Below are 13493 nucleotides of genomic sequence, written 5' to 3'. Positions count from 1 at the left end.
AACAGGCATCTTAAACGAAACAACGGTTTACGAATTAGTAAGTGTAACCTACACAGGACCTGACGCTTGTTCACAACCCTTAACAGGATCTGCAACGGTAGTGGTTAATCCATTGCCAAAAGTAAGTTTAGAAGACGGATACATTTGTATAGATCCAATCACCTTAGCAACAACAAGACCGTACCGCCTAAACACCCAATTAAACGAAGGCGAATATACCTTTGAATGGTTTGATGCCAATGGAACAATTGCAGGAGCGACAAAAACATTTTACGATGCAGTAGAAGTGGGTCAATATGGTGTAACGATTACCAATATCATTACATTATGTCAACAAACAGCTTACGCCAATGTAGATTCATCCGCACCACCAACGGACTTTACTTATGCGGTAAGTGGATACTTTGCTGAGAACCCAACAATAGTCATTACAGCCACGCCAATGGGTAATTACGAATACCAATTGGATAATGGACCTTTCCAAGAAAGCAATGTATTTGACAACGTAACTATGGGAACACACTTCATCACGGTTCGTGATCCACAAGCCTGCGACGTATTGACAAAATCAGTGCTGATTGTCGACTATCCAAAATACTTTACACCAAATGGAGACGGCATAAATGACACATGGAATATTTCTTCAATTAGAGGGCTAGCAGTGACACAAATACACATCTTCGATCGCTTCGGAAAGTTGATCAAAGAAATGTCAGTTGCAGGCTCAGGATGGGACGGAACTTACAACGGGAAAAAACTTCCCGCCACGGATTATTGGTTTACAATAAAATATGTGGAAGATGGATTAAACAAAGAATTTAGAGCACATTTTGCTTTAAAGCGATAATAAGACAGAAATTAAAAGTAGAAAGGATGTAATGAAAATTACATCCTTTTTTTTTATGAATATGAAACCGTAAAGCGTTATTCAAAGCCAAAAAATAAGGCTTTACTTTCGTAAAACCTTATTAGTATAATTGAGTGTGAAATAGATTATCTCGCGTTATAAACGGAAATAGCATCTTTTAAGATTTCAACACTACGAATCAAATCTTCTTTTTTAAGCACGTAAGCAATACGAACTTCGTCTAAACCAATTCCTGGCGTAGAGTAAAATCCTGCGGCTGGAGCAACCATAACTGTTTCTCCGTTCAAGTCGTAAGACTCTAACATCCATTGTGCGAAAGTATCAGCGTTGTCGATTGGTAATTTAGCGATGCAATAAAAAGCACCGTTTGGATTTCCAACAGTAACACCTTCAATTTTATTTAAACCAGCAACTAAAACGTCACGTCTTTCCTTGTATTCTTCAATCACTTCGTCAAAATAACTCTGAGGCGTGTCCAATGCAGCTTCACTTGCAATTTGAGCAAATGTAGGTGGACTCAATCTTGCTTGCGCAAATTTCATCGCAGCACCCATAACTTCTGCGTTTTTAGAAACAATACAACCGATTCTCGCTCCACACATACTGTAGCGTTTTGAAACTGAATCAATCATAATAGCGTGTTGCTCTAATCCAGGAACGTTCAAAACAGAGTGATGTACTTCTGAATCATCGTAAATAAATTCACGATACACTTCATCGGCAATTAAAAACAAATCATGTTTCTTAACTACTTCAGCAAGTTTTAAAATATCTTCGTGAGAATATAATTTTCCTGTTGGATTTCCAGGATTACAAATCAAAATTGCTTTTGTTCTCGGAGTAATTAATTTTTCAAATTCTTCGATTTTTGGCAACTCAAAGTTGTTTTCAATTGTAGTAGTAACAGGAATTACTGTTGCTCCTGAAGCTACTGCAAATCCATTGTAGTTTGCATAAAACGGTTCTGGAATAATAATTTCGTCACCAGCATCCATTGTACTTCCAATAGCAAACATCAACGCTTCAGAACCTCCAGTTGTGATGATAATATCTTTCACATCTACCGGTAAATGGTGGCTCTTGTAGTAAGCAGAAAGTTTCGTTCTGTAGCTTTCAAAACCAGCAGAATGACTGTATTCTAATACTTTGATGTCAGCATCTTTAACCGCTTGCATAGCAACTTCCGGCGTTTTAATGTCTGGTTGACCAATATTTAAATGGTATACTTTATGTCCCTTTTTTTTGGCAACTTCCGAGTACGGAACCAATTTTCTGATTGGTGATTCCGGCATCTCTAAACCTTTGTTCGAAATTTTTGGCATGATTATAAAATTAGTTGTGCAAAAGTGCGAATTATTTTCTACTAAAGCCAATTCTTTAACGGGTTAATCACTTGATTTAACAGATTATTCTCTAATTTTAAACAAACGATTTTAGGATGCGATTATTTCTAACTTTTTGCTTGTGCTTTTTCTGTTTGCTGAAAACTTCTGCTCAACAGCAGGTTCATTTTAATACTGCAAAACGCAGTGTAAAACTTCCTTTTAAATTGGTCAGTAATCTCATTATTGTTCCGATAAAGGTAAATGGTGTTGCACTTAATTTTTTGTTGGATACAGGTGTAGAAGAAACAATTTTGTTCAGTTTAGAAGATACAAAAGAGTTGGAATTGTATGAAGTTGAAAAAATAAGGTTGAAAGGATTGGGAAGTCAAGACGCGATTGAAGGTTTAAAATCGTACAAAAATAAATTAACAGCCCGTGATTTAGAATTTCGCAACCAAGAAATCGTAGTCGTTTTAGACGAGAGTTTCAATTTTTCTTCTACTTTAGGAATCGAAGTAAACGGAATTATTGGGTATCAGTTTTTTAGTGAAAATTTAATAGAAATTGATTACAAATCAAAAAGAATTATAGTTTACAATTCGGAAAAGATCAATAAGAAAAAGATGTTTTCTAAATTTAAAGCGTTCGACTTTACACTCGAAAATGGCAAACCGTACCTGAACCTTACCGTCGATCTAAATGGTAGTATTTTTGATGCAAAATGTCTTGTCGATTCTGGAAATAGCGATGGACTTTGGTTATTTACGCATGCAAACGACAAAATTAAAATTCCGAAATTAAATTTTGAGGACTATTTGGGACGAGGATTTAGTGGCGATATCTTTGGTAAAAAAGCAAAAGTAGACGGGTTGTCTTTAGGCGAATTCAAATTTGAAGAAGTAGTTACCGCTTTTCCCGATTCGCTTTCTCTAGCCAATGTTAAAATGGTTGAAAGTAGATTAGGATCTATCGGTGGTGAAGTTTTACGACGGTTTGATCAGATTTTTGATTATCAAAACAAAAAATTGTACTTGCGTAAAAACAAACATTTCAATGAAAAATTCCACTACAACACGACAGGTATAACCATTCAACATTCCGGAATAGAATGGTATAAGGAAGAGGTTGCTGTAAAATCACTTAGCAACAGTCAAGAAAATCCCTACAAACAAGAAAATAGACCAGAAATCAATTATAATTTCAAGCTTTTGCCGGTTTATGAAATTCTCAGTATTCGAACAAACTCTCCAGCAGAAAAAGCTGGCTTACAGAAAGGAGATGTACTGCTTAGCATCAACGGAATTAAAGTCTATCGTTTGGGTTTAGACAGCGTAAATCGACTACTTCAAACAAATGATCAGTCTAAAGTAAAAATAGTAATCACTAGAAATGACACGGAATTTAAGTTTGAATTCAAAGTGATAGATTTATTGTAAAATTACTTTCAGGCAGGCACACTTTGTCCTTGTCCAACTTTTTTTTTATAACTACATTTGCCACACAACTACACAACACAATTTATGAGTTCTGACAACAGTAAAAGATACGCTCTTCGCGGTGTTTCTGCATCAAAGGAAGACGTTCACAACGCGATAAAAAATATTGACAAAGGCTTGTTTCCACAAGCATTTTGTAAAATTGTTCCTGATTATTTAACGAATGACGACGAATATTGCTTGATAATGCATGCGGATGGAGCGGGAACTAAGTCTTCTTTAGCTTACATGTATTGGAAAGAAACAGGCGATTTATCCGTTTGGAAAGGTATTGCACAAGATGCGTTGATTATGAATATTGACGATTTAATTTGTGTGGGAGCGACAGACAATATCATGCTTTCTTCAACTATTGGAAGAAATAAAAATTTAATTCCAGGCGAAGTTTTATCGGCAATCATCAACGGAACAGAAGAATTAATTGAAGAACTAAAATCTTTTGGCGTAAGCATTCATTCTACAGGTGGAGAAACTGCTGATGTTGGCGACGTGGTTCGAACGATTATTGTAGATTCTACAGTAACGGCTCGAATGAAACGTAACGATGTGATTGATAACGCAAATATTCAAGGTGGTGATGTGATTGTGGGCCTTGCTTCTTTTGGTCAAGCCAATTATGAAAAAAGTTACAACGGAGGAATGGGAAGTAACGGATTGACTTCCGCCCGACACGATGTTTTTGACCACTATTTGGCTACAAAATATCCCGAAAGTTTTGACGCTGCAGTTCCCAGTGAATTGGTTTATTCCGGTAAAGTAAAATTGACTGATGCTGTTGCAAATTCACCAATTGATGCAGGAAAATTAGTGCTTTCGCCAACGCGAACCTATGCTCCAATTATCAAGAAAATGCTAAGTCAATTTTCAAGTAAAGAAATTCACGGAATGGTACATTGCAGTGGTGGAGCACAAACGAAAGTATTGCACTTTGTAAATGGGGTTCATGTAATTAAGGATAATATGTTTCCAATTCCGCCTTTGTTTAAGTTGATTCAAGAGCAGTCAAAAACAGATTGGAAAGAAATGTACCAGGTATTCAATTGTGGACACAGAATGGAAATCTACGTTCCTGAACATATAGCACAAGAGGTAATTTCAATTTCAGAATCTTTTGGCGTACAAGCTCAAATTATCGGTAGAGTGGAAGCTCATGCTGGTAAAAAACTGACCATCAAGAGTGAATATGGAATTTTTGAATATTAAAAAATAGGATCATGTACGAATTGCTTTTTTGGAAATATGAAGAGGGTATTTATTTAAACCATCACGAAGTATACGAAGCTTTGGACGAAAATCAAGTAGTGGAAGGTTTAGAGAAATTACCGACCGATGTTATTTTAAATCGAATTAATTCTGTTTTTTCAAAATGGGAAAGAGTAGATGATATTAGTTGGAAAAACACCGATGGACCAGGCGCTTTTTGCGTAAAAACAACTTCTAATTCTGTAAAAGTAGAATGTTACGGAACCGCAGGTACTACAATGGATAAATTAGTAGATATTTTAGACGAATATAAATGTCCGCTTTACGATCCTCAAATTCCAGCGAGATACGATGAAATGTTTGAATAAAGACATTTATTCACCTGCTTAAACTCATAATGTAAAAAATTGAAATGAAAATAAATTTAAAAAACGGAATTGATAAATTACTTTTTGGAATGCTTCAAAAAGATGTAATTGCAATTTACGGAAAGCCAACAAAATCGTATAAAGACGAGGAGGACAACGAAGTGTTGCTGTACAACAAACAACAAATGCGTTTGACTTTTTATGTAGAAGAAAATTTAAAATTAGGTTACATTGTCAGTTCAAATGAAAGCCTTACTCTTTTTGACCATAAATTAATTGGCAAATCAATGGATGTGATTAAGAAAGACTTAGCGCCAAAAGGTCTTGTGAAATGGGATGAAGAGTCGTTTGATACCTATGAAAACTTCTTCAATGAAGATTATTGGATGATTGTGCAAACTGAATTTGGCACGGCGGTAAAAGTAGAGCTAGGAGCCATTATTGAAAAAGACGAATTTGAATGGAAGTTTAAGTCGAAATAATAAGCATAAAAAAACCCTCATTGTGAGGGTTTTTTTGTAAATCTATTTGTTGATTTTTATCAATTCAACTTCAAATATCAAATCACTTTTTGCAGGAATAACACCGCCACCCATGGCTCTTTCGCCATAAGCCAACTTATAAGGTATAAAAAATTTATATTTTGAACCTTCTGACATTAATTGCAATCCTTCTGTCCAACCCGGAATTACTTGATTTAAGTTGAAATCAAGTGGCTCACCACGTTTCACGCTACTGTCAAATTCAGTTCCGTTGATCAAAGTTCCCACATAATGTGCTTTTACATTGTTTGCTAATGTAGGTTTTGGACCTTTCCCTTCCTTAATTACAATATATTTCAAGCCACTTGCTGTAGTTGTTCCATTTTCAAATTCTTTTAATGCTTTTGCAACCATTAATTCACGCTCTTTTGCTTGTTTTTCAGCAGCAATTTTTGCGGCTTCATATGCTTCCTTGAAAATTTTCGGAGCATTGAATTTTTTAGCTTCTGAACCTTTACGAATAATGGTTACTTTAGTCATCAAATCGTTTTGTACAATTGCATTTACAACGTCCATTCCCGTTATTACTTTTCCGAAAACAGTATGTTTACCATCTAAATGCGGCGTTTCTTTATGGGTAATAAAAAACTGACTTCCATTTGTATTTGGGCCTGAATTAGCCATCGATAAAATTCCAGGCGAATCGTGTTTTAATTCGGTAATTTCATCTTGAAATTTATATCCCGGTTCTCCAGCACCAGTTCCTAAAGGATCACCACCTTGAATCATGAAATCATTAATTACTCGGTGAAATTTCAGCCCGTCGTAAAACGGTTTGCCTTTATACTTAGCAGCCACTTCGGGGTTAGTTCCTTCTGCTAATGAAATAAAACTGGCAACGGTTACAGGAGTCATTTTGTACTTTAAATCAATAACGATCTTCCCTTTATTAGTTGCAATTTCAGCAAAAATTCCTTCAGGAGAGGCCGCCTTCTTTTGTGCAAAACCCGTTCCTGTAGCGAATATCATTAAAGCAATTAAAAATTTTATTTTCATTATACTTCTTATTAAATTATTTATTAGGTTGTTCCATTAATGTGATGTCAAAAATTAACGGTGTGTTTGGTGGAATCAATCCATTACCTACACCAGCTTCGCCATAAGCTAAATTAGAGGGAATGAATAATAATGCGCGATCACCAAAAGACAACTGGTCAATTCCTTCAATAAAGCCAGGAATCATACCGTCTTTTCTTCCCGCTTGAAAAGCGATAGGTTGGTAACCACCTTGTGCACTTCTTGATTCGTCGTACTTTCCAAATTCTTTAGCCACATTTTCCATGCTAGAGTCAAATAATGTACCATTTTCAAAAAATCCAGCGTAGTGAATGAAAATTTGAGATCCATTCGCAGGTTTTTTGCCTGAACCTTTTTCAATGATCACATATTGAAGTCCGGATTTGGTTTTAATTGCGTTTGCTTTATTTTTTTCAAATGAAGCTACTTTGTCTTGAATAACCGTTTTGTACTTGTCCGTATATTCTTTTTCAACCTGCTTCACTTCATTTGCACTGTTGTTATAGTAATCTGTAAAAACTTTTACAGCGTCAAATTTTTTAGCTTCTTTTCCTTTTCTAATAATAGTTATAGAAGTAATGGAGTCGTCTTGTACAATTTTATTTACTGTTTCCATTCCATTCAAAACGACATGACCAAAAACGGTGTGTTTTCCATCTAGCCAAGGCGTTGCAACGTGAGTAATGAAAAACTGACTTCCATTTGTGCCAGGTCCGGAATTTGCCATCGACAATATTCCAGGAGTATCGTGACGCAAATCGGTAATTTCATCTTTAAATTTATATCCGGCATCTCCAGAACCATTTCCTAAAGGATCTCCACCTTGAACCATAAATTCAGGAATTACACGATGAAATTTTAAACCATTGTAGAACGGTTTGTTGCGTAAGTTTTCAGTTACAAAAGCATTTTTTCCTTCCGCAAGCGACACAAAGTTGGCAACGGTCACTGGTGTTTTCTGAAATTCTAATTCGGCAACAATAGTTCCTTTTGAAGTTACAATTTCAGCATATAAACCATCAGATAAATCGGCATATTTATCAGTACAAGAAAAAAATGTAGCCGTTAAAAGTAATAATAGGAATAGACGTGTTTTCATTTTTAAAATAATTATTCAGGTTTAATTTCTTCGTTTTGAACGGGTACAACCGTTTTGTTAATAGGTGTTGCAACTGGTGTAGGCGTCTTTTTTTCAGCTCGAGCCAGCGCTTCAGGTTTAAAGTCGTGTAAACTTACGGTTACTACTAAAGGTAAATTTGGCGGAATTCGATCGTTATCTCCTCTGTACCCATGCCCTAAATGGGATGGGAAAAGAAAACTTACTTTCTCGTTTTTATTCATTAATTTAATTCCATCACGCAATCCCATTAAGATGTTTTGTTTGTCAACAAGATAGGTTTGAGGTCTTAGCTCCACTTCTGAGTAAATTACATTACCTTTTAAATCCGCAATTTCATAATCGAAGAAAGCAACATCTCCTCTTTTTGGTGTCAACGTGTCTTTGGTATTTTCTTGTTCGTAATAGTACCAGTATCCTTTTGGTGTAGCGACATATTTTCGCTCAGGATGGTTCCGAATAACTGAATCAATTAACGCTTCTTCATTTGCAATTAATTTGATGTTTCTATTCATTGACTCCTTCATGAACGTTCCTGAAGTTTGCGTAAGCGGTCGTCTTGCTTGTTGTTGTGAACAACTTGCCAATAAAACAGCAAAGCCAACAGGAATTATATTTCGAATATTAAAATTCATAATAATTAATTTATAGTAGTTTGAGCAAGAATTTCTTCAAATTTAGCAACAGTGTCTTTCATTGAAAGGTAGGATTTTCCTCCTGCTGCATTAATATGTCCGCCCCCGCTAAAATGTGTTCGGGCAAACTGATTTACATCAAAATTGCCTTGGGAACGGAACGATATTTTGATGATATTTTCTTCTCGGTGTTCGATGAAAATCGCGGTAAATACGATTCCTTTTATAGATAATCCGTAATTTACAATTCCTTCCGTGTCTCCTTTTACATAATTGTTTTCGTCGAGTTCTTTTTGCGAAAGCGTGATGTAGGAGGTTTTTTTGTCGTACAAAATTTTCATGTTTTGCAACGCTTGTCCCAATAATCGCAATCTGTCGTAGGAATCATTGTCAAACAATGAATTATGAACAGCTCCATTTTCAATTCCAATGTCAATTAAATCCGCGACTACACGATGCGTTGTACTTGTGGTTGATGGAAAACGAAACGAACCTGAATCAGTCACAATTCCTGTGTAAATACACGTTGCTACCGTTTTGTCAATCAAATTTTTATAGCCTAAATCAACAATAAAATGGTACAACATCTCACAAGTCGAACCGTATTTCGTATCCGAAAACATATATTTTGCGTAATCGTCTGGTTTTTGATGATGGTCAATCATGATGATTGGAGCCGTTACTTTTTTTAAAACGTGTTCCATTTCGCCTGTTCGGTGAAAGGCATTGAAGTCTAATGTAAAAACCAAATCAGCATTCAAAATAATTCCAGCGGTTTTTTCTTTCTCTTTTTCGTACACTAATACGGTATCAGAAGAAGGAAGCCAAGCTAAAAATTCAGGAAATTCATTTGGAGCAATCACAACGGCATCGTGATTGAGCTGTTTTAAAAAATGATACAATCCCAAAGTTGAGCCCATTGCGTCTCCATCAGGACTTCGGTGTGGTATAATGACTACTTTTTGTGGAGTCGATAGCAATTCTTGGATTGCTGAAATATCTTCGTCTTTCATAGAATGCGAAAATACATTTTTTTGTTTAATCTTTTGAAGGTGTTATCCTTAAATTACACTTTTTAGTGCGTTAAAGATTTTTTAAATTTCTATGAGTCAGAAAATGATAAACAACATGTTTGGGACCTTTTACTACTTGCGATTCGTAAATACCTAAATATCCGGAGAAAAAGTAAGCCACGAAACATGCAATTCCTACGTAGATTCCACATTCAATTCCAAATAATTCAATTCCCATAATCGTACAGGCCAAAGGAGTATGAGTCGCACCAGAGAATACTGCTACAAATCCCATTGCAGCAAGTAAAGAAACAGGAAGTGGCACAAAAATGGACAAGGCACTTCCCAATGCCGCACCAATAAAAAACAACGGAGTGACTTCTCCTCCTTTAAATCCAGTGCCTAAAATAAAAGCGGTAGCAATTATTTTTATTAAAAAAACATCACCTTCTTGTGCAACTGTAAACGATTCTAAAATCGTAGGAATTCCAAGTCCTAAATATTGTGTTGCTCCTGTGAAATAAATAATTACCGCAAAAATAAGTCCACCGAAGAAAGGCCGAAGTGGCGGAAATGAAACAAATTCTTTGGCTTTCACCGAAAAAAAATGAACACCTGTGGAAAACATTCGTGCCGATAAACCGCATAAAATTCCAACAAATAATATCCACGGAATTATTTGCAAATGAAGCTCAGGAATGTAAGGTTTCGGATAGTGCGTATGTGTGATTTGAAAAAACTCTACCGTATAATAGGCAACGTAAGCCGTTAAAAAAGAAGGAATAATGCTTTTCCAACTGATTCGACTGAAATATAAAAGTTCAAGAGCGAAAACAGCTCCAGTTAATGGTGTTCCAAAAACGGACGCAAATCCACCACTAATTCCAATAATTAGAATTATTTTTCGTTCTTGTGCTGCTAGTTTAAATACACCGGTAAATTGATCTGCAATTGCAGTACTCATTTGAACAGCTGTTCCTTCTCGACCTGCAGAACCTCCAAAGAAATGAGTCAAAATAGTTCCGATATAAACCATTGGAGCCATCTTTAAAGGTATTGTTTTATATGGATTTTCGTACTCTTCTAAAATCACGTTATTTCCTTTTGAAACACCATTTCCGTAATAATGATAAAGATATCCAATTAGTAATCCTCCAATTGGTAGTAAAAAAATCAACCACAAATGATCACTTCTAAAATCGGTAGCCCATTGAAGTGTAAATAAAAATACCGACGAACTTGCACCTGCTAGAATAGCAACTAGGATGCAAATGAGAAGCCATTTTAAGATCAGTAGTATATATTGAAAAATGGATTTCAAAAATTTATATTTAAAGTGAATTATTTGCTTGCGAAGGTAAACTAAAAAAATATTTTCGTCAAGAAACAGAACTCTTTTCATAATCGGTCATAATTTCGACGTTTTTTGTATTTTAGCCTATCAATTCAAAACCTATGATCTCAGATATTCAATTTCAAAACGAGTTAGACCTTATAATAGAAAATGCAATTCGCGAAGACGTCGGACCAGGTGATTACAGTTCACTCGCATGCATCCCCGAATCAGCAACAGGAAAAGCAAAATTATTAGTCAAAGAAGACGGAATTATTGCCGGTGTTGAATTTGCTAAAATGATTTTCAATTACGTAGATGCTTCTTTAGAAATAGAAACATTCATTCAAGACGGAACGCCAGTCAAATATGGCGATGTTGTTTTTCACGTTGCAGGAAGTTCACAATCCATCTTAAAAGCCGAACGTTTAGTGCTAAATTCCATGCAACGAATGAGTGCGATTGCTACAAAAACCAACAAATACGTTCAGTTGTTAGAAGGAACGAATACGAACATATTGGACACTAGAAAAACAACTCCAGGATTTCGTGCTCCTGAAAAATGGGCGGTGAAAATTGGTGGAGGCGTAAACCACCGATTCGCACTCTATGATATGGTCATGCTAAAAGACAACCACAACGATTTTGCCGGCGGAATTACGAATGCCATTTCAAAAACAAAAAACTTTCTAAAAGAAAATAATTTAGATTTAAAGATCATCGTTGAAGCGCGGAATTTAGATGAAATTCGCGAAATTCTTCAATCGCAAGGTGTTCACCGAATTCTAATTGACAACTTCAATTTTGAAGATACTAAAACGGCTGTCGCTTTAATTGGCGACCAATGTCAGACGGAATCTTCGGGAAATATTAATGAAAAAACAATTCGGGAATATGCGGATTGTGGTGTTGATTATATTTCCTCAGGAGCTTTGACGCATTCGGTTTACAACATGGATTTGAGTTTAAAAGCACTGTAAATGTCAGTAGATATTGAGCAAAAATTAGAGAAAATTCCTGTAATACGGAATTTAATGCACGTTACTCAAAAAGTCAAGTTGCCTTGGCTCGAAGGGTTGTCGCTCTATGATTTGCTTGAAATTTACATCGTCGGAATTGTTGAAGGAGCCATTACGTATCGAGCAGGAGCGGTTGCTTTTAGTTTTTTTATGGCACTTTTTCCCTTCGCATTATTTATTTTAAATCTAATCCCGTTCATTCCAATCGAAGGGTTTCAGCAGGATTTTTTAAAATTTTTAGAAGATACGGTGCCGCCAAATACCTACGAAGCAATTGCCTCTATCATCAACGATATTTTAAACAACAGTTACCAAGGTTTGTTGTCGTCCGGTTTTCTGCTGTCGATATTTTTAATGGCAAATGGTTTGAACGCCATTCTCGGAGGTTTTGAAAGTTCACACCACGTCATTATTAAAAGAGGATTTTTACGCCAATATCTTGTAGCTCTTGGAATGTCAGTAGTTTTGTCGCTATTATTACTTGTAACCGTGGCCACGACAATCGTTTTTGAGGTTTTCATTCAGAGTATAAAATTAGAAAACGTCTTCAATAATTCCATTCATTTCATCGAAATTGGTCGCTATGGATTCTTAATGTTAATGATTCTGATTACAAGTTCCGTGCTGCTTAAATTTGGTACAAAAGAAACGAAAAACAGTCCATTTATCTCGATTGGCTCTGTTTTTACAACCATTTTAATTATCATATCATCTTACTTTTTCGGTATTTGGGTTGTTAAATTTTCGCAATACAACGAACTTTATGGCTCAATTGGGACACTTTTGATAATGATGTTTTATATTTGGTTAAATTGCATGATCCTTTTACTCGGTTTTGAACTCAATACGTCCATCAATCGACTCAAAAGACGCAACTTATTTAAATAATTTTTTTAGGAGCTATTTCCGGCTGTTCGTTGCAATCTTTATTTTTTTAAAGAAAAAAAATAAAGGATTTCCACTGCCATCCGGGCTAAAAGCTAAAAATTCACGTATATGAAAACATTTTTTTTACTATTGATTACAATCGTTTTTTCAACGACACATGCACAAAAGAAAACCGTTATAGGAAAATGGAAATCCGTTGATGATCAAACCGGTAAGCAAATGGGTGTCGTTCAGATTTTTGAAGAAGACGGCAAAATTTACGGAAAAGTAATAGAAATCACTAAAGAAGAAGATCGTAGTAAGTTGTGCAATAATTGTTTAGATGAGGATAAAGACCAGCCTATTTTGGGTTTAACGGTAATTAAAGGACTTGTAAAAGACGGACACGAATACAGTGGTGGAAAAATTTTAGATCCAAAGCATGGTAAGTATTACAAATGTTACATAAATCTCGAAAACGAGAATAAACTCAAAGTACGAGGTTATATTGGAATTTCCTTGTTTGGAAGAACGCAATATTGGCACCGTGTAAAGTAAAAAGTTTTGATTCTCTAATTTCGAAGTCAACTGATCGGACAGTATCGACAGGCATGTTCCTAAATTCAAGACTAATTTTATAAGTTGAAAAATTTTTAACAAATAGAAAATTTAAAAACTTGACATTGAAGT

The 13493-nt window shown here is 35.5% G+C and carries 14 protein-coding genes; 8 read left to right on the top strand and 6 right to left on the bottom strand.

Annotated elements, in window-relative coordinates; genetic code table 11:
- Positions 1–847 (top strand): T9SS type B sorting domain-containing protein (locus YWA_RS0109300; protein ID WP_026718706.1); only part of this gene is annotated, 847 nt, incomplete at its 5' end.
- Positions 848–993: 146 nt separating this feature from the next.
- Here YWA_RS0109300 and YWA_RS0109295 read toward each other — a convergent pair.
- A complete protein-coding gene (locus tag YWA_RS0109295) occupies positions 994–2190 on the bottom strand; it encodes a pyridoxal phosphate-dependent aminotransferase (protein ID WP_022828246.1) in 1197 nt (398 codons plus the stop codon).
- A 116-nt stretch (positions 2191–2306) separates the two neighbouring features.
- On the opposite strand from YWA_RS0109295, the gene YWA_RS0109290 reads away from it, so the two are divergent.
- The 4 genes from YWA_RS0109290 (at position 2307) to YWA_RS0109275 (ending at position 5742) form a co-directional block, all read left to right on the top strand.
- Positions 2307–3629, top strand: a complete 1323-nt coding sequence (locus tag YWA_RS0109290) for a PDZ domain-containing protein (protein WP_026718705.1) — start codon at positions 2307–2309, stop codon at positions 3627–3629.
- 84 nt (positions 3630–3713) lie between these two features.
- Positions 3714–4892: an AIR synthase related protein gene (locus tag YWA_RS0109285; protein ID WP_022828244.1), complete on the top strand. Its 1179-nt coding sequence runs from the start codon at positions 3714–3716 to the stop codon at positions 4890–4892.
- A gap of 11 nt (positions 4893–4903) precedes the next feature.
- Positions 4904–5260 (top strand): hypothetical protein, encoded by a 357-nt coding sequence (locus YWA_RS0109280; protein ID WP_022828243.1) that lies wholly within the window; start codon positions 4904–4906, stop codon positions 5258–5260.
- A gap of 44 nt (positions 5261–5304) precedes the next feature.
- Positions 5305–5742, top strand: coding sequence for a hypothetical protein (locus tag YWA_RS0109275; RefSeq protein WP_022828242.1), 438 nt, complete (start codon positions 5305–5307; stop codon positions 5740–5742).
- A 42-nt stretch (positions 5743–5784) separates the two neighbouring features.
- Here the strand turns inward: YWA_RS0109275 and YWA_RS0109270 are convergent, their stop codons facing one another.
- The 5 genes from YWA_RS0109270 to YWA_RS0109250 all read right to left on the bottom strand — a co-directional run bounded on the left by YWA_RS0109270 (position 5785) and on the right by YWA_RS0109250 (position 10905).
- Complete coding sequence (locus YWA_RS0109270) at positions 5785–6798, bottom strand: peptidylprolyl isomerase (RefSeq protein WP_022828241.1); 1014 nt, start codon at positions 6796–6798, stop codon at positions 5785–5787.
- Positions 6799–6814: 16 nt separating this feature from the next.
- Entirely contained in the window at positions 6815–7918 is a 1104-nt protein-coding gene (locus YWA_RS0109265) for a peptidylprolyl isomerase (protein WP_022828240.1), read from the bottom strand.
- A gap of 11 nt (positions 7919–7929) precedes the next feature.
- Positions 7930–8571, bottom strand: coding sequence for a gliding motility-associated peptidyl-prolyl isomerase GldI (gene gldI, locus YWA_RS14880; RefSeq protein ID WP_022828239.1), 642 nt, complete (start codon positions 8569–8571; stop codon positions 7930–7932).
- Positions 8572–8576: 5 nt separating this feature from the next.
- Positions 8577–9584: a DHH family phosphoesterase gene (locus tag YWA_RS0109255; RefSeq protein ID WP_022828238.1), complete on the bottom strand. Its 1008-nt coding sequence runs from the start codon at positions 9582–9584 to the stop codon at positions 8577–8579.
- A 70-nt stretch (positions 9585–9654) separates the two neighbouring features.
- Positions 9655–10905, bottom strand: coding sequence for a chloride channel protein (locus YWA_RS0109250; RefSeq protein ID WP_026718704.1), 1251 nt, complete (start codon positions 10903–10905; stop codon positions 9655–9657).
- Positions 10906–11039: 134 nt separating this feature from the next.
- Between YWA_RS0109250 and nadC the strand changes: the two genes are divergently transcribed.
- From nadC to YWA_RS0109235, 3 genes are all read left to right on the top strand, one after another.
- Positions 11040–11897, top strand: a complete 858-nt coding sequence (gene nadC, locus YWA_RS0109245) for a carboxylating nicotinate-nucleotide diphosphorylase (protein WP_022828236.1) — start codon at positions 11040–11042, stop codon at positions 11895–11897.
- Positions 11898–12824, top strand: a complete 927-nt coding sequence (locus YWA_RS0109240) for a YihY/virulence factor BrkB family protein (RefSeq protein ID WP_022828235.1) — start codon at positions 11898–11900, stop codon at positions 12822–12824.
- A 108-nt stretch (positions 12825–12932) separates the two neighbouring features.
- Complete coding sequence (locus YWA_RS0109235; protein ID WP_022828234.1) at positions 12933–13361, top strand: DUF2147 domain-containing protein; 429 nt, start codon at positions 12933–12935, stop codon at positions 13359–13361.
- The last annotated feature ends 132 nt before the right edge of the window (positions 13362–13493 follow it).

The sequence above is a fragment of the Flavobacterium antarcticum DSM 19726 genome, from assembly GCF_000419685.1.
GTDB lineage: Bacteria > Bacteroidota > Bacteroidia > Flavobacteriales > Flavobacteriaceae > Flavobacterium > Flavobacterium antarcticum.
The sequence above is the reverse complement of the archived record's forward strand: the minus strand, read 5'-3'. Positions and strand labels throughout refer to the sequence as shown.

Excerpts from the sequence above, each read along its gene's own strand:
- YWA_RS0109235 (WP_022828234.1), top strand. The coding sequence starts at position 12,933 with ATGAAAACATTTTTTTTACTATTGATTACAATCGTTTTTTCAACGACA.
- YWA_RS0109270 (WP_022828241.1), bottom strand. The coding sequence starts at position 6,798 with ATGAAAATAAAATTTTTAATTGCTTTAATGATATTCGCTACAGGAACG.
- nadC (WP_022828236.1), top strand. The coding sequence starts at position 11,040 with ATGATCTCAGATATTCAATTTCAAAACGAGTTAGACCTTATAATAGAA.
- YWA_RS0109290 (WP_026718705.1), top strand. The coding sequence starts at position 2,307 with ATGCGATTATTTCTAACTTTTTGCTTGTGCTTTTTCTGTTTGCTGAAA.
- YWA_RS0109255 (WP_022828238.1), bottom strand. The coding sequence starts at position 9,584 with ATGAAAGACGAAGATATTTCAGCAATCCAAGAATTGCTATCGACTCCA.
- gldI (WP_022828239.1), bottom strand. The coding sequence starts at position 8,571 with ATGAATTTTAATATTCGAAATATAATTCCTGTTGGCTTTGCTGTTTTA.
- YWA_RS0109280 (WP_022828243.1), top strand. The coding sequence starts at position 4,904 with ATGTACGAATTGCTTTTTTGGAAATATGAAGAGGGTATTTATTTAAAC.
- YWA_RS0109295 (WP_022828246.1), bottom strand. The coding sequence starts at position 2,190 with ATGCCAAAAATTTCGAACAAAGGTTTAGAGATGCCGGAATCACCAATC.
- YWA_RS0109265 (WP_022828240.1), bottom strand. The coding sequence starts at position 7,918 with ATGAAAACACGTCTATTCCTATTATTACTTTTAACGGCTACATTTTTT.
- YWA_RS0109240 (WP_022828235.1), top strand. The coding sequence starts at position 11,898 with ATGTCAGTAGATATTGAGCAAAAATTAGAGAAAATTCCTGTAATACGG.
- YWA_RS0109285 (WP_022828244.1), top strand. The coding sequence starts at position 3,714 with ATGAGTTCTGACAACAGTAAAAGATACGCTCTTCGCGGTGTTTCTGCA.
- YWA_RS0109275 (WP_022828242.1), top strand. The coding sequence starts at position 5,305 with ATGAAAATAAATTTAAAAAACGGAATTGATAAATTACTTTTTGGAATG.